This is a genomic window from Streptomyces yongxingensis (assembly GCF_055597465.1).
Genome location: NZ_CM145717.1, coordinates 8,555,689 through 8,577,994, shown reverse-complemented (window position 1 = coordinate 8,577,994; position 22,306 = coordinate 8,555,689). Strand labels below are relative to the sequence as shown.

General features: G+C 71.8%; 20 protein-coding genes. 7 read left to right on the top strand and 13 right to left on the bottom strand.

The window, feature by feature from the left end; all coding sequences use genetic code 11:
- The first annotated feature begins 97 nt into the window (after nucleotides 1-97).
- From ACZ6TD_RS36840 to ACZ6TD_RS36820, 5 genes are all read left to right on the top strand, one after another.
- Complete coding sequence (locus ACZ6TD_RS36840) at nucleotides 98-892, top strand: MIP/aquaporin family protein (protein ID WP_471345049.1); 795 nt, start codon at nucleotides 98-100, stop codon at nucleotides 890-892.
- A 33-nt stretch (nucleotides 893-925) separates the two neighbouring features.
- Complete coding sequence (gene glpK, locus ACZ6TD_RS36835; protein ID WP_471345047.1) at nucleotides 926-2,473, top strand: glycerol kinase GlpK; 1,548 nt, start codon at nucleotides 926-928, stop codon at nucleotides 2,471-2,473.
- Nucleotides 2,474-2,476: 3 nt separating this feature from the next.
- Nucleotides 2,477-4,090, top strand: a complete 1,614-nt coding sequence (locus ACZ6TD_RS36830) for a glycerol-3-phosphate dehydrogenase/oxidase (RefSeq protein ID WP_471345045.1) — start codon at nucleotides 2,477-2,479, stop codon at nucleotides 4,088-4,090.
- A gap of 321 nt (nucleotides 4,091-4,411) precedes the next feature.
- Nucleotides 4,412-4,882: a hypothetical protein gene (locus ACZ6TD_RS36825; protein ID WP_471345044.1), complete on the top strand. Its 471-nt coding sequence runs from the start codon at nucleotides 4,412-4,414 to the stop codon at nucleotides 4,880-4,882.
- Between the two features lie 147 nt (nucleotides 4,883-5,029).
- A complete protein-coding gene (locus ACZ6TD_RS36820) occupies nucleotides 5,030-5,701 on the top strand; it encodes a FadR/GntR family transcriptional regulator (protein ID WP_471345041.1) in 672 nt (223 codons plus the stop codon).
- 78 nt (nucleotides 5,702-5,779) lie between these two features.
- Here ACZ6TD_RS36820 and ACZ6TD_RS36815 read toward each other — a convergent pair whose 3' ends face one another.
- The 7 genes from ACZ6TD_RS36815 to ACZ6TD_RS36785 all read right to left on the bottom strand — a co-directional run bounded on the left by ACZ6TD_RS36815 (nucleotide 5,780) and on the right by ACZ6TD_RS36785 (nucleotide 13,612).
- A complete protein-coding gene (locus tag ACZ6TD_RS36815; protein WP_471358377.1) occupies nucleotides 5,780-6,631 on the bottom strand; it encodes an amidohydrolase family protein in 852 nt (283 codons plus the stop codon).
- 25 nt (nucleotides 6,632-6,656) lie between these two features.
- Nucleotides 6,657-7,664, bottom strand: coding sequence for an aldo/keto reductase (locus ACZ6TD_RS36810; protein ID WP_471345039.1), 1,008 nt, complete (start codon nucleotides 7,662-7,664; stop codon nucleotides 6,657-6,659).
- Between the two features lie 16 nt (nucleotides 7,665-7,680).
- Entirely contained in the window at nucleotides 7,681-8,715 is a 1,035-nt protein-coding gene (locus ACZ6TD_RS36805; protein WP_470006621.1) for an ABC transporter permease, read from the bottom strand.
- Nucleotides 8,712-10,298 carry a sugar ABC transporter ATP-binding protein gene (locus ACZ6TD_RS36800; RefSeq protein WP_471345037.1) on the bottom strand — a complete coding sequence of 529 codons (1,587 nt, stop codon included), beginning with the start codon at nucleotides 10,296-10,298 and terminating at the stop codon, nucleotides 8,712-8,714. Before ACZ6TD_RS36800 ends, ACZ6TD_RS36805 begins: the two co-directional genes overlap by 4 nt.
- Nucleotides 10,299-10,300: 2 nt before the next feature.
- Nucleotides 10,301-11,335: a sugar ABC transporter substrate-binding protein gene (locus ACZ6TD_RS36795; protein WP_471345036.1), complete on the bottom strand. Its 1,035-nt coding sequence runs from the start codon at nucleotides 11,333-11,335 to the stop codon at nucleotides 10,301-10,303.
- A gap of 79 nt (nucleotides 11,336-11,414) precedes the next feature.
- The gene (locus ACZ6TD_RS36790) at nucleotides 11,415-12,191 is read right to left on the bottom strand and encodes an SDR family NAD(P)-dependent oxidoreductase (RefSeq protein ID WP_471345034.1); all 777 of its coding nucleotides are present in this window, start codon (nucleotides 12,189-12,191) and stop codon (nucleotides 11,415-11,417) included.
- The gene (locus tag ACZ6TD_RS36785; protein ID WP_471345033.1) at nucleotides 12,188-13,612 is read right to left on the bottom strand and encodes an enolase C-terminal domain-like protein; all 1,425 of its coding nucleotides are present in this window, start codon (nucleotides 13,610-13,612) and stop codon (nucleotides 12,188-12,190) included. Before ACZ6TD_RS36785 ends, ACZ6TD_RS36790 begins: the two co-directional genes overlap by 4 nt.
- A gap of 218 nt (nucleotides 13,613-13,830) precedes the next feature.
- Between ACZ6TD_RS36785 and ACZ6TD_RS36780 the strand changes: the two genes are divergently transcribed.
- Entirely contained in the window at nucleotides 13,831-15,000 is a 1,170-nt protein-coding gene (locus ACZ6TD_RS36780; protein ID WP_471345031.1) for a PAC2 family protein, read from the top strand.
- Between the two features lie 155 nt (nucleotides 15,001-15,155).
- Here ACZ6TD_RS36780 and mshC read toward each other — a convergent pair whose 3' ends face one another.
- From mshC to ACZ6TD_RS36760, 4 genes are all read right to left on the bottom strand, one after another.
- Nucleotides 15,156-16,385, bottom strand: a complete 1,230-nt coding sequence (mshC, locus tag ACZ6TD_RS36775; RefSeq protein ID WP_471345029.1) for a cysteine--1-D-myo-inosityl 2-amino-2-deoxy-alpha-D-glucopyranoside ligase — start codon at nucleotides 16,383-16,385, stop codon at nucleotides 15,156-15,158.
- Nucleotides 16,386-16,607: 222 nt separating this feature from the next.
- Nucleotides 16,608-17,540: an SCO1664 family protein gene (locus ACZ6TD_RS36770; protein ID WP_471345027.1), complete on the bottom strand. Its 933-nt coding sequence runs from the start codon at nucleotides 17,538-17,540 to the stop codon at nucleotides 16,608-16,610.
- A complete protein-coding gene (locus tag ACZ6TD_RS36765) occupies nucleotides 17,504-18,094 on the bottom strand; it encodes a DUF3090 domain-containing protein (protein ID WP_470006608.1) in 591 nt (196 codons plus the stop codon). The genes ACZ6TD_RS36770 and ACZ6TD_RS36765 overlap by 37 nt, the downstream gene beginning before the upstream one ends.
- 123 nt (nucleotides 18,095-18,217) lie before the next feature.
- Nucleotides 18,218-18,913, bottom strand: coding sequence for a histidine phosphatase family protein (locus tag ACZ6TD_RS36760; protein WP_471345025.1), 696 nt, complete (start codon nucleotides 18,911-18,913; stop codon nucleotides 18,218-18,220).
- A gap of 98 nt (nucleotides 18,914-19,011) precedes the next feature.
- Here ACZ6TD_RS36760 and corA point away from each other — a divergent pair, with 98 nt between their 5' ends.
- Entirely contained in the window at nucleotides 19,012-20,004 is a 993-nt protein-coding gene (corA, locus tag ACZ6TD_RS36755; protein ID WP_471358374.1) for a magnesium/cobalt transporter CorA, read from the top strand.
- 54 nt (nucleotides 20,005-20,058) lie between these two features.
- On the opposite strand, the gene ACZ6TD_RS36750 is transcribed toward corA, so the two are convergent.
- Together ACZ6TD_RS36750 and ACZ6TD_RS36745 are read right to left on the bottom strand one after the other, a co-directional pair.
- Complete coding sequence (locus ACZ6TD_RS36750) at nucleotides 20,059-20,874, bottom strand: ferritin-like domain-containing protein (protein WP_471345024.1); 816 nt, start codon at nucleotides 20,872-20,874, stop codon at nucleotides 20,059-20,061.
- Between the two features lie 291 nt (nucleotides 20,875-21,165).
- A complete protein-coding gene (locus ACZ6TD_RS36745) occupies nucleotides 21,166-22,215 on the bottom strand; it encodes an LLM class F420-dependent oxidoreductase (RefSeq protein WP_471345022.1) in 1,050 nt (349 codons plus the stop codon).
- Nucleotides 22,216-22,306: the final 91 nt, after the last annotated feature.

The window sequence follows — 22,306 nt, the reverse complement described above, 5'->3', positions numbered from 1 at the left end:
TCGCCGCGGGCCGACCAACGCCCTCCCACGAGGGCGCGGACCACCGGAGAGACCCGGGGGTTCGCCTTCCCCTGGACGAAGGACAAAGGAGTCGCGGGTGTCCAGCTCCGACATCTTCATCGGCGAGACCATCGGTACCGCCGTTCTCATTCTGCTCGGCTGCGGTGTCGTCGCCGGCGTTGTCTTGAAGCAATCCAAGGCGTTGGAAGCGGGGTGGGTCGCCATCACCCTCGGGTGGGGCTTCGCCGTGCTCACCGGCGCGTACATCTCCGCGCCGCTCTCGGGGGCCCATCTCAACCCGGCGGTGACGATCGGCCTCGCCATCAAGGGCGGCATCGAGTGGAGCGACGTGCCCATCTACTTCCTCGGGCAGATGCTCGGCGCGGTGATCGGCGCGTCGCTGGTGTGGCTCGCCTACCTCGGCCACTTCCACGCCCATCTCACCGACCGCGAGATCGTCGGCGGCCCGGGCGCCCAGGACACGGTGGCGGCGGACCGGAAGCAGGCCACCGGCGCCGGTCCGGTGCTGGGCATCTTCTCCACCGGCCCGGAGATCCGGAACGTCGGTCAGAACCTGGCCACCGAGATCATCGCCACGGCCGTGCTGGTGCTCGCCATCCTCACTCAGGGGCTCAACGGCGACGGCAAGGGCCTCGGCGTCATCGGCGTCATGATCACCGCCTTCGTGGTGGTCGGCATCGGCCTCTCGCTCGGCGGCCCGACCGGTTACGCCATCAACCCGGCGCGTGACCTCGGCCCCCGTATCGCCCACGCCCTCCTGCCGCTGCCCAACAAGGGCGGCTCGGACTGGAGCTATGCCTGGATCCCCGTCGTCGGCCCGCTCATCGGCGGCGCCATCGCCGGCGGGATCTACGAGATCGCCTTCGCCTAGTCCACCCCACCACTCGCAGGAGAGCAGCAGATCATGACCGACACCCACACCACCAGCGCCTCGTCCCACGGTCAGGGGCCGTTCATCGCGGCCATCGACCAGGGCACCACCTCCAGCCGCTGCATCGTCTTCGACCGCGACGGCCGCATCGTCTCGGTGGACCAGAAGGAGCACGAGCAGATCTTCCCCAAGCCCGGCTGGGTGGAGCACAACGCCACCGAGATCTGGGAGAACGTCAAGGAGGTCGTCGCCGGCGCCATCGCCAAGGCCGAGATCACCGCCGTCGACGTGAAGGCGATCGGCATCACCAACCAGCGCGAGACCACCCTGCTGTGGGACCGCAGGACCGGTGAGCCGGTGCACAACGCCATCGTCTGGCAGGACACCCGCACCGACGCCCTCTGCCGCGAACTCGGCCGCAACGTCGGCCAGGACCGCTTCCGCCGCGAGACCGGCCTCCCGCTGGCCTCCTACTTCGCCGGTCCCAAGATCCGCTGGCTGCTCGACAACGTCGAGGGGCTGCGCGAGCGGGCCGAGGCGGGCGACATCCTCTTCGGCACCATGGACTCCTGGGTCATCTGGAACCTGACCGGCGGTGTCAACGGCGGCGTGCACGTCACCGACGTCACCAACGCCTCCCGCACCCTCCTGATGAACCTGCACACCCTGGACTGGGACGAGAAGATCCTGGCCTCGATGGGCATCCCGGCCGCCGTGCTGCCGCGGATACGCTCCTCCGCCGAGGTCTACGGGCACACGGCCGAGGGCGTCCTGGCGGGCGTGCCGGTCGCGTCCGCGCTCGGCGACCAGCAGGCGGCCCTGTTCGGCCAGACCTGCTACTCCGAGGGTGAGGCCAAGTCCACCTACGGCACCGGCACCTTCCTGCTGATGAACACCGGCGAGAAGCCGGTCAACTCCTACAACGGGCTGCTGACCACCGTCGGCTACCGGATCGGCGACGAGAAGCCGGTCTACGCCCTGGAGGGCTCGATCGCGGTCACCGGTTCGCTGGTGCAGTGGATGCGGGACCAGATGGGCCTGATCAACAGCGCCGCCGAGATCGAGACCCTCGCGAGCTCGGTCGAGGACAACGGCGGCGCGTACTTCGTGCCCGCCTTCTCGGGCCTGTTCGCCCCGTACTGGCGGTCCGACGCGCGCGGTGTGATCGCGGGCCTGACCCGCTACGTCACCAAGGCGCACATCGCCCGCGCCGTCCTCGAGGCCACCGCCTGGCAGACCCGCGAGATCGTCGACGCGATGACCAAGGACTCCGGGGTCGAGCTCACCGCGCTCAAGGTCGACGGCGGTATGACCTCCAACAACCTCCTGATGCAGACCCTCTCGGACGCCCTGGACGCACCCGTGGTGCGCCCGATGGTCGCCGAGACCACCTGCCTCGGCGCCGCCTACGCCGCCGGTCTCGCCGTCGGCTTCTGGCCGGACACCGACGCCCTGCGTGCGAACTGGCGCCGGGCGGCCGAGTGGACCCCCCGAATGGACGCGGACGTCCGCGACCGCGAGTACAAGAGCTGGCTCAAGGCCGTGCAGCGGACCATGGGCTGGATCGAAGACGAGGAGTAATCAATGACCACCCTGCGATGCGTTCCGTCCTCCCTCGGAACGCACCCGGCTGCCGGTTCGAACCCGAGCCGAGCCGAAACCCGGGAACAGCTCTCCAAGGCGACGTACGACCTCCTGGTGATCGGCGGCGGCATCCTGGGCATCACCACTGCCTGGCACGCCGCCCAGTCCGGGCTGCGGGTGGCGATGGTGGACGCCGGTGACTTCGCCGGCGCCACCTCCTCGGCCTCCTCCAAGCTGCTCCACGGCGGCCTGCGCTACCTCCAGACGGGCGCGGTCAAGCTGGTCGCCGAGAACCACTTCGAGCGGCGCGCGGTCTCCCGTACCGTCGCCCCGCACCTGTCCAACCCCCTCACCTTCTACCTGCCGGTCTACAAGGGCGGTCCGCACGGTGCGGCCAAGCTGGGCGCGGGCGTCTTCGCCTACTCGGCGCTCTCCGCCTTCCGTGACGGCGTGGGCCACGTGATCGGCGCCGAGCGGGCCGCGCGCGACGTCCCGGAGCTGCGCACCGAGGGCCTCAAGGCGGTCGCGGTCTACGGCGACGGGCAGATGAACGACAGCCGCATGGCCCTGATGACGGTCCGCGCGGCCGTGGAGGCGGGCGCCACCGTCCTCAACCACGCCGAGGTCATGGCCTTGCGCAAGAACGACGGCCGGGTCACCGGCGCCGAGCTCAAGGACCGCACCGACGGCACCGAGTTCGGGGTCAGCGCCCGTCTGGTGCTCAACGCGACCGGCCCCTGGGTGGACCATCTGCGCCGGATGGAGGACCCGAGCGCGGCGCCGTCGATCCGGCTGTCCAAGGGCGCGCACCTGGTCCTCAAGCGCACCTCCCCCTGGCGGGCGGCGCTGGCCACCCCGATCGACAAGTACCGCATCACCTTCGCCCTCCCCTGGGAGGACATGCTGCTGCTGGGCACCACCGACGAGGAGTTCGAGGGCGACCCGGCCGATGTCGCGGTCAACGAGGCGGACATCTCCCAGATCCTGGACGAGGCGGCCTTCTCCATCCGCGACCAGCAGCTCTCGCGCGATCTGATCACCTACTCCTTCGCGGGTCTGCGGGTGCTGCCCGGTGGGCCGGGCGACACCGCCAAGGCCAAGCGGGAGACCGTGGTCACCGAGGGCAAGGGCGGGATGCTCTCCATAGCCGGCGGCAAGTGGACCACCTTCCGCCACATCGGCCGCACCGTGATGCGGAAGCTGGCCGAGCTGCCGGGCCGTCCGCTCGCCGACGACATGGAGCCGGTCAAGCAGCTGCCCCGGCACATGCCGCTGCCGGGCCTGGCCAATCCGCACGCCGTCGAGCACCGGCTGCTGGTGGACGGCGGCACTCCCGGTCCGCGTATGGCCGCCGACACCGCCCGCCATCTGGCGACCCACTACGGCTCGCTCTCCTTCGACATCGCCCGGCTGGCCGGCGGCGACCCGGCGCTCGCGGAGCGCATCCACCCGGACGCCCCGGAGATCTGGGCGCAGGTCGTCTACGCCCGGGACTACGAGTGGGCGCGCACGGCGGACGACGTCCTGCGCCGCCGCACCACCCTGACCATCCGCGGCCTGGACTCCGAGGACATCCGGAGCCGGGTCGAGGATCTGCTGGCCAAGCGACCCTGACCCCCGCGGGGCCGCCTCCCCAGGTCCGGGCGGCCGGGTGAGAGGAAACGTCCTCTCACCCGGCCGTCCGGGCTGCTCATTGCCCCAGGCCGCCTTCGGCGCGCGGCCGGGGCCTTTGCGAGATCCTGTGAACCCGCCGCGTGTCGAGGACAGTTGGCGACTGATCCCCCGCGAGCCGGTGAACTTACTCGTGCGTTAAAAATCAACTCAATCGCTCTTGCCTTCTTCGGCGGTGCGCGCATCAATGACATCGCCCGTGGATGACGGGCGGGAACCCCCCACACATCAGCCGCACTTTCCCCCACTCCGGAAGGCAATCCCATGAGACGGATCAAGCTCGGGATCAGCACGGCAATGGGAGCAGCAGCACTGGCCGCCGGCGCGCTGGCGCTGGCACCGACCGCGACCGCGGTCACCCCCACGACCGCCACCCTCACGGCCGACTGCGGGACGTACGGGTCGGGCCTGGCCAGCCTGACCGCCACGCAGAGCGGAACCTCCGCGACCATCACCCTGTCCTCGGGGGCGATCAAGGCCCCGATCGACGTTCCGGCGGGCTCGGTGAGCTCGACGCTGACGCTGTCGAAGAGCGGCGGCGGAACCAAGACCTTCACCGGGAACTCCAACCCGGCGATCCCGACCGGCTCCAATGTGACCACCGGCCCGCTCAAGGGCACGGTGGCCGCGGGCGACGTTCTGGAGGCAAAGTCGCTCAAGCTGGTCATCTTCGGCCTGATCACGGTGAACTGCACCGCCACCTCGCCCCAGTCCCCGGGGCCGTTCACCTTCTGAGCCATCCGATGAACCGGCTCTGAGCCCGCCTCGGGCCCTCCTGGTAAAAGGTCACAGCGGACCGGCGGCGTCCCCGGCAGACGCCGCCGGTCCCAGCACGTCATAATGGACCTGATACATCGGATGTTTGGCCCGGGGAGGTCCACCATGGCGGTCACCGACGAGGCGATCGAAAAAATCAAGGGCATGATCGTCTCGGGCGCGCTGCGCCCCGGTGACCGGCTCCCCAAGGAGAGCGAGCTGGCCGCCGATCTGGGGCTGTCGCGCAACTCGCTGCGCGAGGCCGTCCGGGCGCTGTCGCTGATCCGGATCCTCGACGTACGGCAGGGCGACGGCACCTACGTGACCAGCCTCGATCCCCAACTGCTGCTGGAGGCGCTGAGCTTCGTCGTGGACTTCCACCGCGACGACACGGTGCTGGAGTTCCTGGCGGTGCGGCGGATCCTCGAGCCCGCGGCCACGGCGCTGGCCTCCACCCGGATCAGCGACGCCGAGCTGGACCGGCTCCAGGAGCAGCTGGACGCGCTCGGGCAGGCGCCGTCGGTGGAGGAGCTGGTCGCCTGCGATCTGGAGTTCCACCGCGGCATCGTCCAGTCCTCGGGCAACTCGGTGCTCTGCTCCCTGCTCGACGGGCTCTCCGGGCCCACCACCCGGGCCCGGGTGTGGCGCGGTCTGACGCAGGAGGACGCGGTCAGCCGCACCCTCCATGAGCACCGGGCGATCCTGGCCGCCCTGCGGGACCGCGACCCGGAGGCGGCACGGTCCTGGGCGACGGTGCACATCGCCAGCGTGGAGCAGTGGCTGCGCTCCACGCTGTGAGACCACCGGGGCTCCGCCCCCGGCCCCCGCCCGCGGTCCGGGGCGGGCTCGCCCCCGGCCCCGGGCGGAGACCTTCCGCTAGGTTCCCAGACCGTAGGCGCGGGCCGCGTTGCCGCCGAAGACGGCGGCGCGCTCGTCCTCGCCGAGCCGGAGGGTGGCCCGGTCAGCGAGGGCCACCACCTCGTCGTAGGTCGCGGCCAGGACGCACACCGGCCAGTCGGAGCCGAACAGCACCCGGCCCGGCCCGAAGGCGTCCAGGACGTGCCAGGCGTACGGGAGCACCTGCTCGGGCTTCCAGCCGTCCCAGTCGGCCTCGGTGACCAGACCGGACAGCTTGCAGTCGACGTTCGGCAGGGCAGCGAGCGCGGCAAGCTGCCAGGCCCAGGGGTCGCGCTCCCCGCTCGCCACGGGCGGTTTGGCGGCGTGGTCGAGGACGAAGCGCAGCTGCGGCAGCTCGCGGACGGCGTCCACGGCCGCGGGCAGCTCGCGCGGGGTGACCAGCAGGTCGTAGACCAGACCCGCGTCGGCCACGGCGGCCAGCCCCCGGCGGGCGTCCTCGCGGTCCAGCCACCGCGGGTCCGGCTCGTCCTGCACCTGGTGGCGCACGCCCACCAGGTGGTCGCCACCGGGCCCGGCGGCCAGCTCCGCGAGCACCTCGCCCACTCCGGGGTCGGTGAGGTCGGCCCAGCCGACGACGCCCGCGATCCGGTCCGATCCGCCGGCCAGGGCGAGGAGTTCCCGGGTCTCCTCCACGGAGGAGCTGGACTGGACGACGACGGTGGCGTCGATCCCGTGCGCGTCCAAGTGCGGGGCGAGGTCGTCCGGGGTGAAGGTGCGGCGGATGGGCTCGGCCCACGCACCGTCCATCCAGGGCTGCTCGCGGCGGGTCAGGTCCCACAGGTGGTGATGGGCGTCGATACGGCGCGGCACGGGCACTCGGGCACTCCTCGGAGGTTCAGACCGGCAGCGGGATGTCGTCGTCCAGCAGACCGCGCCGGACCAGGGCCTGCCACAGCTCATCGGGGATCTCGTGGACGAACAGCTCGGCATTGTCCCGGACTTCGGCCGGGGAGGCGCAGCCGACCACCGCCCCGGCCACCGCGGGGTGGCCGAAGGGGAAGCGCAGCGCGGCGGCCCGCAGCGGCACCTGGAACTCGGCGCACACCTCGGCCAGCCGCCGGGCCCGGGCGAGGAGGTCCGGCGGCGCCTGCTGGTAGTCGTAGCGGGCCCCGGGGGCGGGGTCGGCGAGCAGCCCGGAGTTGTAGACCCCGCCGACCACCACGGAGGTGCCGCGCCGCTCGCACACCGGCAGCAGATCGTCGAAGGCGGTGCGCTCCAGCAGCGTCCAGCGCCCGGCGCACAGCACGACGTCCACGTCGAAGTCGGCGACGAACCGGGCGAGGAGATCGCTGTGGTTCATGCCGAAGCCGATGGCCCGGACGAGCTTCTCCCGCTTCAGCTCGGCCAGGGCGGCGAAGCCCGTCTCATAGACCTCACGGATGTGGTCCTCCGGGTCGTGGAGGTAGACGATGTCCACGGCGTCGACCCCGAGCCGCTCCAGGGAGGACTCGAGGCTCGCGCGGATGCCGTCCCGGGTGAAGTCCCACTCCCGGACCCGGTCGGGGGTGTCGGCGAACCCGTCCGCCTGGACGGGCTCCCCGGGGGCGCGCGGCCGCAGCCGCCGCCCCACCTTGGTGGAGAGCGTGTACCCGGCGCGGTCGCGCCCGGCCAGCACCCGCCCCAGCCGCTCCTCGGACAGCCCGACGCCGTAGTGCGGCGCGGTGTCCATATAGGTGAGACCGGTGTCGAACGCCGCCCTTACGGTGTCCAGCGCGCGCTCCTCCGGCACCGCCTCGTAGAGGTTGGCCAGCGGTGCGCAGCCCAGGCCCAGGGGCGGTACGCGCACCCCCGAGCGCCCCAGTTCGCGCGGGCCGCCCGGTGCCCGTCCGCCGTCGACCGCCATGGCTTCCTCCCGGCTCTCAGTCCTGCTTCTCGCCGCTGGCGTAGCGCGAGATGATCAGGGCGACGATGATGATCGAGCCGTTGATGAACTGGTTCCACAGGGGCGGTACCCCGCCGAGGGTCATCACATTGACGACCAGCTGCAGCGTCAGCACGCCGGTGAGCGCGCCGAAGAGGGTGCCGCGGCCGCCCTTGAGGCTGATCCCGCCGATGACCGCCGCGGCGAACACCTGGAAGATCCAGCCGTTGCCCTGGGTCGCGGCGACCGAGCCGTAGTGGCCCGTGTACAGGATGCCCGCGAAGGCGGCCAGCAGTCCGCCGACGCTCAGCACGATCCAGGTGATCCGGTCCACCCGGATGCCCGCCGCGCGCGCGGCCTCGGGGTTGCCGCCGATCGCGTACAGCGCGCGTCCGTGCCGCAGATAGCCCAGGGCCAGGCCGCCGAGGGCGTACAGCCCCAGGCAGATCCACACGGCGGCGGGCACGCCGAGCCACTCGGCCTTGCCGAGGTAGCGGAAGGACTCGGGGACGTTGACGATCGACTGGCCCTCGGCGATGCCGACCTGGAGTCCGCGCAGCATGGTGAGCATGCCCAGGGTCGCGATGAAGCCGTTGACGCGCAGTTTGAGCATCAGGAAGCCGTTGGCCGCGCCGATCAGCGCCCCGACCGCCAGGCACAGCGGTATCGCGGTCCACACCGGCAGCAGCCCCAGGCCCTCGAACCGCGCCCCGTGCTCGGGCAGCACGAACCACAGGGCGATCACCGGCGCCACGGCGATGGTCGACTCCAGGGAGAGGTCCATCCGCCCGCTGATCAGGATCAGCGCCTCGCCCAGCACCAGCAGCCCCAGCTCGGTGGACTGCTGGACGACGCCGATCAGGTTGTCCTCGGTGAGGAAGGCGGGCGAGACGATGAAGCCGATCACCCCGAGGACGAAGATCACGGGGACCAGCGACAGATCGCGCCAGCGCGCGAAGTCGATCCGCGGCCGGCCCCCCGCCGGGCCGTCAGCCACCGCCTCGGCGGTCCGCTGCCGTGCGGTATCGGTCATGTCTGCCTTCCTTCTGTGCGGTCTTCGGTGTCCCCCGCCGTGCCGTTGGTGCCCGGCTCCGTGATGCCCTCCATGGCGGCCACGAGCTGGCGGTCACTCCAGCCGCCGCCGAACTCCGCGACCACCCGCCCGTGGAAGAACGCCAGGATCCGGTCGCACACCCGCAGATCGTCCAGTTCGTCGGAGACGATGACGGCGCCGCTCCCGGCCGCCGCCACGTCCCGTACGACGCCGAGCAGCGCGTCCTTGGACTTCACGTCCACCCCGGCGGTCGGGCGGATCGCGACCAGGACGCTGGGCTCACGGGCCAGCGCCCGCGCGATGACGACCTTCTGCTGATTTCCGCCGGACAAACCCGAAACGGGCTGCGAAGGCCCGGAGGTCTTGATGTCCAGGGAGGTGATCATCCGCTGGGCGAAGGCGCGGGTCCGGGAGGGCAGCACCGTGCCGTAGGGCCCGAGCTGGTCGGTGACGGTCAGGGTGGCGTTCTCGGCGACGCTGCGGCCCAGGACCAGGCCCTGGTCGTGCCGGTCCTCCGGGACGTAGCCGATGCCCGCGTCGATGGCGTGCGGCACGCTGCCGGGGCGCACCGGCCGGCCGCGCACCGACAGCCGCCCGCCGGCCGGTTTGCGCAGCCCCACCAGGGTCTCGCCGACCGCCGTGTTGCCACTGGCCGTGGCCCCGGCCAGGCCGAGCACCTCGCCGGGGCGCACCACCAGGTCCAGCGGGTCGAACTCGCCGTCCAGGGCGAGCCCTTCGGTGCGCAGCACCGGCTCCCCGTCCGGGTCGGCCTCCTTACGGGCGACGGGAGCGTGGACGACGGCCCGGGAGTCGCCCTCGGGCGCCCCGCCGTCGTCCCCGGTCATCGCCGCCACCAGCTCCTCCTTGGGGAGGCCGGCGACCGGGGCGGTCAGCACGTGCCGGGCGTCGCGGAAGACGGTGACGGTGTCGCAGAGTTCGTAGACCTCTTGCAGGTGGTGCGAGATGAACAGGAAGGCGACCCCCTGCCGGCGCAACTGGAGCAGCTTGGCGAAGAGCCGGTCGATCCCGCCCGCGTCGAGCTGGGCGGTGGGCTCGTCGAGGATGATCAGCCGGGCGCCGAAGGAGAGCGCGCGGGCGATCTCCACGAACTGCCGCTGCTCGACGCTGAGATCCTTCGCCCGCGTCTGCGGATCCACCTCCACGCCGTACTCGGCCAGCAGCGCGCGGGCGTCCTCGCGCAGGGCGCGCCAGCGGATGCGCCCCGCGCCCGGGAAGCGGTTGAGGTAGAGGTTCTCGGCGACCGTCAGGTCCGGGACCACCATCGACTTCTGGTAGACGCAGGCCACCTTGCGCTGCCAGGCGGCGGTGTCGCCGTAGCCGGGGGCGGGCTCGCCCGCGAAGGTCACCTCGCCCTCGTCCGGGCGCTCCATCCCGGTCAGGACGGACACCAATGTGGACTTGCCCGCCCCGTTGCGCCCGACGAGCGCATGGGCCTCCCCGGGCCGCACCGCCAGCCGGGCGTGGTCCAGGGCGACGGTGGGCCCGAACCGTTTGACGATGCCCTGGGCCCGCACGACGGCGGGCTGCTCGGCCTCGGCCATGGTCACTTCTTCTCGAGCTGGTTGGCCCACAGCTTCTTGTCGTCGACGTTCTCCTTGGTGACCAGCGGCGCCGGGAGCTGGTCCTCCAGGCCGTTCTCGATCTTGACGATCTTGGAGCCGTGGTCGGTGGGGCCGGGTTTGAACGTCTTGCCGTCCAGAGCGGCCTTCGCGTAGTTCAGGGCCCACTGGGCGTAGAGGTCGGCGGGCTGGGAGAGCGTGGCGTCGATCTTCCCGGAGCGGATCGCGTCCAGCTCCTCGGGTATCCCGTCGTTGGAGATGATCGTGATGTGCTTGGCGGAACCGGCGGGCTTCAGCAGCCGCTTCTGCTCCAGCAGCGCGAGCGTGGGCTGCAGGAAGGCGCCGCCCGCCTGCATGTAGATGCCGTTCACGTCCTTGTGCTGGGCCAGCAGGCTCTGCAGCTTGGCGGAGGCCACATCGCCCTTCCAGTCGGTGGGCAGCTCATGCACCTTGATGCCGGGGTACTTCTTCTTCATGCAGGAGGCGAACGCCTGCGAGCGGTCCCGGCCGTTGATGGAGCTGAGGTCGCCCTGGAGCTCGGCGATCCGGCCCTTGCCGCCCAGCTTCTCGCCGAGGTACTCGCACGCCTTGGTGCCGTACGCCCGGTTGTCGGCGCGCACCACCATGTAGACCTTGCCGGAGTCGGGCCGGGTGTCCACGCTGACGACGGGGATCTTCTTCTCCTCCAGCTGCTCCAGGGTGGAGGAGATGGCCCCGGTGTCCTGGGGGGCCATGATGACCGCCTTGGCGCCCTGGTCGGTGAACGCCTGGACGTTGGCGACCAGCTTGCCGATGTCGTTCTGCGAGTTGGACAGCGGGAGCGCGGAGACCGTGCCCTTGTCGATGCCCTTCTCCAGGTACTGCTGGTAGGAGTTCCAGAAGTCGGTGTCCGTCCGCGGCATGTCGATGCCGACCTTGCCGCCGCCGGCGCCATTGCTCTCTCGGTTGCAGCCGGTGAGCGCTGCGACGGCCAGCAGCACGGCGCAGGCGGCGGTGCCGGTGGTGCGGAGTCTCGTCATCGAGTCCCGTCCTTGGTCGTTCCTGGGTCGAGTCGTGCGGGTGGTGCCGGCCTCGGGCGGAGGCGGTGGGGCGGTTGTCTCAGGAGGAGGCGGGGCGCAGCCGCAGCCCCTGCATCCCTCCGTCGACGGCCAGCGCGGTGCCGGTGACGGCCGCGGCGGCGGGGCTGGCGAGGTACGCGACGGCGGCGGCCACCTCGTCGGCGGAGACCAGCCGTCCGGTGGGCTGACGGGCCTCCAGGGCTGCGCGCTCGGCCCCCGGGTCGGGGGCCTGGTCGAGCAGCCGGCCGACCCACGGGGTGTCCACGGTGCCGGGGTTGACGCAGTTGACGCGGACCCCTTCGCGGATGTGGTCCGCCGCCATGGCGAGGGTCAGCGACAGCACCGCGCCCTTGCTGGCGCTGTAGGCGGCGCGCTGCGGCAGTCCGGCGGTGGCGGCGATCGAGCAGGTGTGGGTGATGGAGACGGCGCCGGGCCGGCCGGCCGCGGCGGCGCGCAGATGGGGCAGCGCGGCCCGCGCGGTGCGGACCAGGCCCAGCACATTGATGTCCAGCAGCCGGTGCCACTCCTCGTCGGAGTTGTCCTCGACGCTGCCGATCGCGCCGATGCCCGCGTTGCCGACGACGGTGTGCAGGGCGCCGAACTCGGCCACGGCAGCGTCCACCGCGGTCCTGACCCCCTCGTCGGAGGTGACATCGGCCTTGAGCGGCAGCGTGCCGTCCGGGGCGCCCGACGGATCGCGGTCGAGCACGGCGACCCGCGCGCCCCGGTCGCGCAGCGTGGCGGCGATGGCGGCGCCTATGCCGGAGGCGCCGCCGGTGACGAGCGCGGCCAGCCCTTCGAAGTCGCCGGTGGTCACTGGTGGTCCTCCTGAGCCTGTGCGGGTGCGGACGGTGCGGTTAGGGGCCCTGCCGGTTCGGGCCGTGCGAGGCGGGCCCGCCATTCGGGCCCGTCCGGATAGCGGTAGGCGGCGATCGACTCGGGGTACATACGGGCGGAGAAGCCCGGCGCGGTCGGAGCCCGGTAGCGGCCCGACTCGACGACCACGGGATCGGCGAAGTGCTCGTGGAGGTGGTCGACATACTCGATGACCCGGTCCTCCCAGCTGCCCGAGACGGCCACGAAGTCGAACATGGCCAGGTGCTGGACGAGTTCGCACAGCCCGACGCCGCCCGCGTGCGGGCACACCGGCAGTCCGTACTTGGCGGCGAGCAGCAGGATCGTGAGGTTCTCGTTGACCCCGGCGACCCGCGCCGCGTCGATCTGGACGAAGTCCACCGCCTCGGCCTGGAGCAACTGCTTGAAGACCACGCGGTTGGCGACGTGCTCACCGGTGGCGACCTTGACCGGCTGTCCGGCGCGGATGGCCGCGTGGGCGAGGACGTCGTCCGGGCTGGTGGGCTCCTCGATCCAGTGCGGGTCGTACGGCGCCAGGGCGCTCATCCAGCGCACCGCCTCCGCCACGTCCCAGCGCTGGTTGGCGTCCACGGCGATGCGCACATCGGGGCCGACGGCCTCGCGGGCGAGCCGCATCCGTCTGAGGTCCTCGTCCAGATCGGACCCGACCTTGAGCTTGATCTGGCCGAAGCCGTCGGCGACGGCCTCCTGCGCCAGCTTGATCATTTTCTCGTCGGAGTAGCCGAGCCAGCCGGGCGAGGTGGTGTAGGCGGGGTAGCCCCGCTCGCGCAGCCGCGCGGCGCGCTCGGCGCGGCCGGGCTCGGCGGCGCGCAGGATGGCGAGCGCCTCCTCCGGGGTGAGCGCGTCGCTGAGGTAGCGGAAGTCGACCAGCTCGACCAGTTCCTCGGGAGACATCTCGGCGAGGAACTGCCACAGGGGCTTTCCGGCCTGCCGGGCGGCGAGGTCCCAGGCGGCGTTGACCACCGCGCCCGCGGCCATGTGCATGACGCCCTTCTCGGGTCCGAGCCAGCGAAGCTGCGAGTCATGGGTCAGCTCACGGTGCAGGGCGGCGAGATCGGCGGCCGTCAGGGGCGCGGGGCGGCCCACCACATGGGGGCGCAGGGAGCGGATGGCGGCCGCGGTGACATCGTTGCCGCGGCCGATGGTGAAGACGAAGCCGTGTCCCTCGGAGGCCGCCCCCTCCTCCCCCGCGTCCGTGCGCAGCACGACGTAGGCGGCGGAGTAGTCGGGGTCCGGGTTCATGGCGTCCGAGCCGTCGAGCTGCTCCGAGGTGGGAAACCGGATGTCATGGACCTCGAGCTCGGTGACGGATGGACGCTGACTCAATGGGGGCTCCCTGAAACGATGCGCGAGAGAGAACATCGGACCTTTCGCGATGATCCGATGTATAGCGCTGCCCTAAGGGTTTCGTCCAGAGGTGCGGCCGAACTTTCGAAGGACAGATCGGATGAATCTCTTAGTAGTCCTGGACAGGGGCTGCGGCCGGGGCCCCGGAAAGCCGTAGGCTTGGGTGGCACGCAATGGGAAACTGCAGCTGGAGGCGGCACCATCCGTCCGCCCCGGTCGGAAGGAGGCGCTGGGTGATCGAGCTTGAGGGGGTTCCCGAGCTGATCGACCCGGTCATGATCTGTGCCTTCGAGGGCTGGAACGACGCCGGAGACGCCGCCTCGACCGCGGTCGGGCACCTGGACCGGGAGTGGAAGGGCGAGGTCTTCGCCTCGCTCGACGCGGAGGACTACTACGACTTCCAGGTGAACCGGCCCACCGTGGCCCTGGAGGGCGGGGTGCGCAAGATCACTTGGCCGACGACCCGGCTCTCGGTGGTCCGGGCGGACACCGGGGAGAAGTCCCGGGACCTGGTGCTGGTGCGCGGTATCGAGCCGAGCATGCGCTGGCGGTCGTTCTGCAACGAGATCCTCGGCTACGCCCATGAGTTGGGCGTGGAGATGGTCGTCATCCTCGGCGCGCTGCTCGGCGACACCCCGCACACCCGGCCGGTGCCGGTCAGCGGGGTCACCTCCGACCCGGACCTGGCCCGCAGCCTCGATCTGGAGGAGTCCCGCTACGAGGGCCCGACCGGGATCGTCGGGGTCCTCCAGGAGGCGTGCGCCCACGCCGGCGTCCCGGCGGTGAGCCTGTGGGCGGCCGTGCCGCACTACGTCTCGCAGCCGCCGAACCCGAAGGCCACCCTGGCGCTGCTGAACCGCCTCGAGGACCTCATCACGGTGCGCATCCCCCTCGGCGAGCTGACCGAGGACTCGCGGGCCTGGCAGCTGGGCGTGGACCAGCTGGCCGCCGAGGACAGCGAGGTCGCCGAGTACGTCCAGTCGCTGGAGGAGGCGCGGGACACCGCCGAGCTGCCCGAGGCGTCGGGCGAGGCCATCGCCCGCGAGTTCGAGCGCTATCTGCGGCGGCGCGACGGCCAGCCCGGCCCCGGCGGCCACGCGACCGAGAGCGGCGGCCTGGAGGGCGGCACGGGAGGCCCGGGCGCCCCCTATCTGCGCGACCCCTCCACCGGCCACGGGCGGCCGCGCAAGCCGTCCCCCAACGACGAGGTGGCCAAGGACGACGACGCCGAGGACACCGGCGGCGCCGAGGACGAGGCCAAGGACGCGGACGACGTCAAGGAGGCGGACGACGGCCAGGGTGCCGAGGGCCGGGGCGCCGAGGGCCAGGACGCCTCCCGCCGCGACGAGGGCGGCACGGACCGGGGTGGCGACGGGGACGAGGGGTCCGGCTCCGACCGGTAACCACGACCGCCGCACACGGCACACGACGTCACACCACGCACGCCACAGCACGCACGCCGCGCACGCCGCGCACGAGACAGCGAGAAGCCCGCGCCGGGAGGATCCCGGCGCGGGCTCATGCGTTCACCGTCGCGGCGCGGCGCCCGGACGGGGCATCAGAGGGCCACGCCCAGCAGCGCGTCCACGGCGCGCGAGACCACTCCGGGCGCCCCCTCGTCCGTACCGCCGGTGGCCGACTGAGCGGCGGCCCAGCGGTCGACGGCGGCCAGGGCGGCCGGGGAGTCCAGGTCGTCCGCGAGCGCCGCGCGGATCTCCTCCACCAGCGCGTCGGCCGAGGGTCCGTCGGGCCGCGAGACGGCGGCACGCCAGCGGCCGAGGCGCTCCTCGGCCTCCCGCAGCAGCCCGTCCGTCCACTCCCAGTCCGAGCGGTAGTGGTGGGCCAGCAGCGCGAGCCGTATGGCCGCCGGATCGACGCCGTCGCGGCGCAGCGCCGAGACGAAGACCAGGTTCCCCTTGGACTTGGACATCTTCTCGCCGTCCAGGGCCACCATCCCGGCGTGCACGTACGTCTTGGCGAACGGCCGCTCACCGGTGAGGACCTGGGCGTGCGAGGCGCCCATCTCATGGTGCGGGAAGGCGAGATCGGATCCGCCGCCCTGCACGTCGAAGCCCATGCCGAGGTGGTCCAGGGCGATGGCCACGCATTCGATGTGCCAGCCGGGGCGGCCGCGGCCGAGCGACCCGCCGTCCCAACTCGGCTCGCCGTCACGGGCGGCCATCCACAGCATCGGGTCGAGGGGGTTCTTCTTACCGGGGCGCTCCGGGTCGCCGCCGCGCTCGGCGGACAGCAGCCGCATGGCCTCGGCGTCGAGCCGGCTGACCGAGCCGAAGGAGGGGTCGGACTCCACGGAGAAGTAGATGTCGCCTTCGAGTTCATAGGCGGCGCCCAGGTCGCGCAGCCGCTCCACGAGCGGCACGATCCCCGGTATCGCCTCGACGGCGCCTATGTAGTGCCGCGGGGGCAGCATCCGCAGGGCCGTCATGTCCTCGCGGAAGAGGGTGGTCTCGCGCTCGGCGAGGGCGGTCCAGTCGTCGCCGTTCTCCTGCGCCCGCTCCAGCAGGGGATCGTCGACATCGGTGACGTTCTGGACGTAGTGCACCTGGCGCTTGGTGTCGAGCCATACGCGCTGAACGAGGTCGAACGCGTTGTAGGTCGCCGCATGACCCATGTGGGTCGCGTCGTACGGGGTGATCCCGCAGACGTAGATGCGCGCGACGGGACCGGGGGTCAGGGTGATCCGTTCCCCGGTCGCGGTGTCGTGAATGCTCAGGTCGCGGCCACTGCCGGGCAGGGCGGGAACCTCAGAAGCGGGCCAGGCATACATGCAATGAGCGTAACCGGATGCAGCGTCCGTATACGAACCGGACCAGTGGTGTTGGCCGGATGGGCGGTCTTGCGCGGACGCCCGCGAGCTGCTTGCCCCTGCCCGGTCCGCGTTCCATGGACTCCGTTCCGGGGCCCGGCGGGCCCCCGCCCGGCCCCGGAACGGACGGCCGTAAGGACCCCGTGCGGGCCGCCCCGCCCGGACCGGGGCGGGCCGGTCCGGTCAGACCGGCGGCCAGGGGATGGCGGGCCACTGGCCGCTGGGCTCGGGGTGCCTCCCGGTCCGCAACAGCGTGGCGACACGGGCCCGCAGGGCCTCGATCTCGGCCCCGGTGATCAGCTCCGCCAGCCGGGCGCTCAGCGGGCCGCCGTCGGCCAGCCGGCCCGCCAGCCCGCGCAGCACCTCCAGCACATCGTCCGGCAGCGGCTCCCCGGCCCAGCCCCACAGCAGCGTGCGCAGCTTGTCGTCGGCGTTGAAGGTCACTCCGTGATCAATCGCATAGAGCCGGCCACCGGCCGCGGGCAGCAGATGGCCACCCTTGCGGTCGCCGTTGTTGATCACCGCGTCGAGGACGGCCAGCCGGCGCAGCCGTACGTCGTCGGCGTGGACCAGCAGCGCCGTACGGCCCTCGCCCACCTCGGCGTAGCCCACCGCCTTCCAGCCGGGGCCCGGTTCATCGCCCTCGACGAGCGCGAGCAGCTCCGCTCCCCCGGTCTCCTGCGAGCCGTCGCCGTCCGGCCCGCCGTCGGCCCCGTGCGGCCCGCCGGTGGCCGTATCGACCTCTACCCAGAGCTGGCACATCCCCTGCCCGTACGGCCCGTCGCGCAGCACCGTGGGCGGCACCAGGCCCCAGCCGGTGGCCTCGGAGATCTCGTACGCCGCGACCTCGCGCTGGGCGAGCGTGCCGTCGGGGAAGTCCCACAGCGGCCGCTCCCCGGCCACCGGCTTGTAGACACAAGGGGCGCTGTGGCCCTCGTACTCGACCGTGCAGTACAGCACCGCGTTGGACGCCTCCCGGACCCGGCCGCGCACCGTCAGCTCACCGAGAGCCAGCAGCTCGGCCGGGGGCAGGAGGCGCGAAGCCTCCGTTGAGGGTGATGGCAGACGGGTGGGCGGCGTCAGGCTCCGCGGCGGTATCCGTTCTGGCGCGGACATACGTGTCCCTCCGGGTCGAGCGGCAGACTGCACAGCGGGCAGGGCGGCCGGCCGGCGTTGACGACCTCCAGGGCGCGCTTGGCGAACGCGCGCGCCTGCGTCCCGGTGAGCCGCACCCGCAGCATGGGCGGGCCGTTCACATCGTCCTGGAGCAGCCGCTCCTCGGCCTCGGCCAGGTCCTCCTCGGACTCGGCCTCCAGCTCGACCAGCGCCTGCGCCTCGACGATCATCCGCTGCTCCTCGCCGTCCCAGGCGAGTGCCATGGTACCGACCCGGAACTCCTCCTCCACGGGGACTTCCAGCGGTGCGGTGTCGCTGAGTTCCGTCGGTGCGACGGCGGGGACCGGGGCGTTTCCGCCGGTGCGCCGCACCACCTCGTCCAGCAGCTCGTCTATCCGCTCGGCCAACGCGGCGACCTGCGTCTTCTCCAACGCGACACTGGTGGTCCGGCCACCGGCGGACGCCTGCAGGAAAAAGGTACGGCGACCAGGCAGCCCGACCGTACCGGCGACGAAACGGTCCGGCGGGTCATAGAGGAACACCTGACGGGACAACGTCCTGCTCCATTTGGTTCGACTGCTCGGCTGACTGACTGCTGACCGCTGGGTGTCACGACCGCCCGGTCACGGCTGTCACGGTGCCCTCGCACCGCGGCACCACCCTACTGCGCACGGCGATCACGGTGCTCCCGCGTCGCCGCCCACCGCCGCGTCCCCGCCACGGTCGCCGGTGTTCTCCTCGCGCGGCACCAGACCGGCGAAGTCCCCGGTGTCCCCGAGCCGGACGAGGAAGGGCCGGGTCGGGGTGTAGCGGATCGCGGTCACCGAGCAGGGCTCGACCGAGATCCGCTGGAACAGATCGAGATGGAGGCCGAGGGCGTCCGCGACCAGCGCCTTGATGATGTCCCCGTGGGAGCACATCAGATAGACCGCGTCGGCGCCGTGCTCCCGCTCGATCCGGGCGTTCCAGTCGCGCACCGCCTCGACCGCGCGCGCGTGCATGGCGCGCATGGACTCGCCACCGGGGAAGGCGGCCGCGGACGGATGCTGCTGGACGATGTTCATCAATGGTTCATCGCCGAGCTCGGCCAGCTTCCGGCCGGACCAGTCGCCGTAGTGGCACTCCCCGATCCGGTCGTCGGGGTGCAGCGGCAGTTCGGGGCGGGCGGCGAGCAGCGGGGCCAGCGTCTCCCGGCAGCGCTGCAGGGGGCTGGTGACGGCGGCGGCGAGCGGCACCCCGGCCAGTCTGCCGGGCAGCGCCGCGGCCTGGGCCGTACCGCGCTCGTCGAGGGCGACACCGGGCGTCCAGCCCGCGAGAACGCCCGCGGTATTGGCGGTGGACCGGCCGTGCCGTACGAGGATCAGCATGGGCATGGCTGCCACCCTACGACCCCTCCGGCGCCGCTCAGCTTCGGATGCGCACCGGTCCGGCACAAGGGTCCCCTGTGCCGACCGGCATCACGCGAGGCACAATGCGCAGCGTGATCGTGGATTGTGCCATCTACCGGGACGGGGCCCGCACCGAGGGACCCGCCGACTTCTCCGACGCCCTGGACGAGGCGCGCGCGAGTGGGGACGCCTTCTTGTGGATCGGGCTGCATGAGCCGACCGAGAAGGAGTTCGAGCTGGTCACCAGCGAGTTCGGACTGCATCCGCTGGCCGTCGAGGACGCCTTGTGCGCCCACCAGAGGCCGAAGCTGGAGGTCTATGACGATTCGCTGTTCCTGGTGCTCAAGCCGGTGCAGTACGACGACAAGGCCGGCACCGTCACCGCGGGTGAGCTGATGGTCTTCGTCGGTGACTCCTTCGTGGTGACCGTAAGGCACGGCGAGGCCAATCCGCTCGGCTCGGTGCGCGACCGGCTGGAGAAGATGCCGGAGGTCCTCCAGCACGGCCCTACGGCGGTGATGTACGCGGTCTCCGACGCGGTCGTGGACCACTACCTGGACGTGGCCGACGCTCTGCACGAGGACCTGGAGGAGCTGGAGACGGAGGTCTTCGCCCCGAACGCGGGCGGCGGGCAGAACACCGCCGGGCGGATCTACGCCTTCAAGCGCGAGGTGATGGAATTCCGCCGCTCGGCCGGGCCGTTGGGGGAGCCGATGGAGCGGCTCACCGGCGCCGGGGTGCCGTTCGTGCACGAGGGCTCCCGGCCGTTCTTCCGCGATGTCAGCGACCATCTGACCCGGGTGAACGAGCATGTGGAGGGCCTGGACCGGCTGCTGTCGGACATCCTGTCCGCCCATCTCGCGCAGATGGGCGTGCGGCAGAACGACGACATGCGGAAGATCTCGGCGTGGGCGGCCATGGCAGCGGTCCCGACGATGATCGCCGGGATCTACGGCATGAACTTCACGCACATGCCGGAGCTGAAGCAGCCCTGGGGATATCCGGGGGTGATCGTGCTCATGGGCGGCGTGATCGCGGTGCTGTACCGCTGGTTCAAGCGGCGTGGGTGGCTCTGAGGTCTTCAGGCGGGGGTCTTCCGGCCGGGGGGCCGGTGTGGCGAGGCCGGCCTGTCAGACGAACTCGGGAGCTTCGGGCACCCCGGGCGCCCCGGAAGCGCTCGTCGCGGGTCCGCCCAGCGCGTTCCGCCGCTCGGGCATCCGCAGTGCCACCATGCGCCGCCAGCCGCCCAGCCGCTCGTACCCGTGCAGGGCGTGGATCCCGGCCGCGAGCAGCGCGGACTTCGGCTCGGGCCAGCGGAGGAGGCGTCCCATGTGGGCCATCACGGCCAGGCTGACGTCCCGGTAGACCTCCATCTCGACGAGCGCGCTCTCCCGCAGGGTCCGCTGGATGGTCCGGCCGTATCCGTCGGCGGCCAGGCGCAGCAGCTCCTCGTGGCAGTAGGCGAGGTGGTTGTGCTCGTCGTCGGCGATCATGCGCACCGCGCGGCCGAGGTCGGGGTGGTCGCCGAAGGACCTGCGCAACATCATCATCTGGGCGGAGGCACGCTGTTCGGTGACCCGGCTGTGGGCGAGGTAGATCACGATGTCGTGCTCGGTGAGCGGCTCGTCGCGGCGCAGCTTGTCATGGGCGAGGCCGATGCCGCGCGCCTCCAGGAGCATCGTGTAGTCGGTTTCGCGCGGCACCTCCATGGGTTCCAGACCGCGCTTGCGGAGCAGGGCGTTGAAGATCCGGCCGTGTTTGTCCTCGTCGGCGCCATGGCGGGCGATCTTGGGCGCGAGGTCGCGGCGGCTCTCGGGCACGAGGGCGGCGATCCGGCCGTTCTCCCAGCCTCCCTGGGCCTCCCCGCTGGCCGCGACGGAGCAGAAGAGCCGGAACGACTCGTCGTCGTCGAGGATCTCCTGGAACACGCTTTTCGCCGAGAGCATCGCCGCCACCTCCGTGCGCTGGTCGTGCGCAGGAAAAGTCAACGGCCCGGTGGCGGCGGCGGCAACAGCTGGGGCACCCGGCTCGGCCGAACGGGGGACCCTGCCGGGCGCCGCGTCCGCGTAACCCCTGGGCGTCGGAGGCGTTGTGCTGGATGACGGCCGTGGCGGGGAAGACCCCCGAGCCCCCACCACGGCCGCAGAACTTCTCCGGCTTTCCCGTCTTTCTCGGCTTTCCCGGCGTGGCGCCGGGCCGGCTCCTTGAACGCGGCGTGCGGACCGGCTCCTTGAGCGTTACGCGAGTCCGGCCCGCTCCAGGGCCTCGACGCCCGCCCGCAGCCCGGCGAGCCGCTCCTCCAGCGTGAAGCCCGCGGGCGTGAGCGACAGGGTGGTGACCCCGGCCTGCGCGTACGCCTGCATGCGGTCGGCAATGCGCGCGACGGGGCCGAGCAGCGCGGTGGAGTCGATCAGCTCGTGGGGAACGGCCGCGGCGGCGCCCTCCTTGTCCCCGGAGAGGTACTTCTCCTGGATCTCGGCGGCCTCCTTCTCGTACCCCATGCGCTGCGCCAGCTTGTTGTAGAAGTTCTGCTCGGCGCTGCCCATACCGCCCACGTAGAGCGCGGTGTACGGGCGGAACTGGTCGGCGAGGGCGCGGACGTCGTCGCCGAGGGCCATGGGGACGGTGGGCACCACGTCGAAGCCCTCGAGGTCCTTGCCCGCCTTCTCGCGGCCCGCGCGCAGCGAGCCGAGGGTGGTCTCCTCGGCGTGCTCGGGATCGTAGAACAGGACCAGGGCGCCGTCGGCGATCTCGCCGGTCTGCTCCAGGTTCTTCGGGCCGATGGCCGCGATGTACAGCGGGATGTACTCCCGCACCGGGTGCACGGTGAGCTTGAGGGGCTTGCCGGGGCCGTCGGGCAGCGGCAGGGTCCAGTTCCGGCCTTCGTGGGTCAGCCGCTCGCGCGACATCGCCTTGCGGATGATCTCCACGTACTCGCGGGTGCGGGCGAGCGGCTTGTCGAACCGCACCCCGTACCAGCCCTCGGACACCTGGGGCCCCGAGACGCCGAGCCCGAGGCGGAAGCGGCCGCCGGAGAGGGTGTCCAGGGTGGCGGCGGTCATCGCCGTCATGGCGGGGGTGCGGGCCGGGATCTGGAAGATGGCGGAGCCGACGTCGATGCGCTCGGTCTGCGCGGCGACCCACGCGAGCACCGTGGCGGCGTCCGAACCGTAGGCTTCGGCGGCCCAGCAGACGGAATAGCCGAGCCTGTCGGCCTCGCGGGCGACCGCGAGGTTGTCCGCGTCCATTCCGGCGCCCCAGTAGCCGAGGTTGATGCCGAGCCTCATACCGCACCCCTTACTGATCAGTAACGTCGCTGTTCCGGGGACTCTAGCGCGCATGGCCCGGATACGTCAGGGGCGGGTTATCCACAGGCTG

Excerpts from the sequence above, each read along its gene's own strand:
- corA (WP_471358374.1), top strand. The coding sequence starts at position 19,012 with ATGCGCAGCGTGATCGTGGATTGTGCCATCTACCGGGACGGGGCCCGC.
- ACZ6TD_RS36785 (WP_471345033.1), bottom strand. The coding sequence starts at position 13,612 with ATGTTCTCTCTCGCGCATCGTTTCAGGGAGCCCCCATTGAGTCAGCGT.
- ACZ6TD_RS36825 (WP_471345044.1), top strand. The coding sequence starts at position 4,412 with ATGAGACGGATCAAGCTCGGGATCAGCACGGCAATGGGAGCAGCAGCA.
- ACZ6TD_RS36770 (WP_471345027.1), bottom strand. The coding sequence starts at position 17,540 with ATGTCCGCGCCAGAACGGATACCGCCGCGGAGCCTGACGCCGCCCACC.
- glpK (WP_471345047.1), top strand. The coding sequence starts at position 926 with ATGACCGACACCCACACCACCAGCGCCTCGTCCCACGGTCAGGGGCCG.
- ACZ6TD_RS36745 (WP_471345022.1), bottom strand. The coding sequence starts at position 22,215 with ATGAGGCTCGGCATCAACCTCGGCTACTGGGGCGCCGGAATGGACGCG.
- ACZ6TD_RS36795 (WP_471345036.1), bottom strand. The coding sequence starts at position 11,335 with ATGACGAGACTCCGCACCACCGGCACCGCCGCCTGCGCCGTGCTGCTG.
- ACZ6TD_RS36800 (WP_471345037.1), bottom strand. The coding sequence starts at position 10,298 with ATGGCCGAGGCCGAGCAGCCCGCCGTCGTGCGGGCCCAGGGCATCGTC.
- mshC (WP_471345029.1), bottom strand. The coding sequence starts at position 16,385 with ATGTATGCCTGGCCCGCTTCTGAGGTTCCCGCCCTGCCCGGCAGTGGC.
- ACZ6TD_RS36750 (WP_471345024.1), bottom strand. The coding sequence starts at position 20,874 with ATGCTCTCGGCGAAAAGCGTGTTCCAGGAGATCCTCGACGACGACGAG.
- ACZ6TD_RS36810 (WP_471345039.1), bottom strand. The coding sequence starts at position 7,664 with ATGGCGGTCGACGGCGGACGGGCACCGGGCGGCCCGCGCGAACTGGGG.
- ACZ6TD_RS36805 (WP_470006621.1), bottom strand. The coding sequence starts at position 8,715 with ATGACCGATACCGCACGGCAGCGGACCGCCGAGGCGGTGGCTGACGGC.
- ACZ6TD_RS36820 (WP_471345041.1), top strand. The coding sequence starts at position 5,030 with ATGGCGGTCACCGACGAGGCGATCGAAAAAATCAAGGGCATGATCGTC.
- ACZ6TD_RS36830 (WP_471345045.1), top strand. The coding sequence starts at position 2,477 with ATGACCACCCTGCGATGCGTTCCGTCCTCCCTCGGAACGCACCCGGCT.
- ACZ6TD_RS36760 (WP_471345025.1), bottom strand. The coding sequence starts at position 18,913 with ATGCCCATGCTGATCCTCGTACGGCACGGCCGGTCCACCGCCAATACC.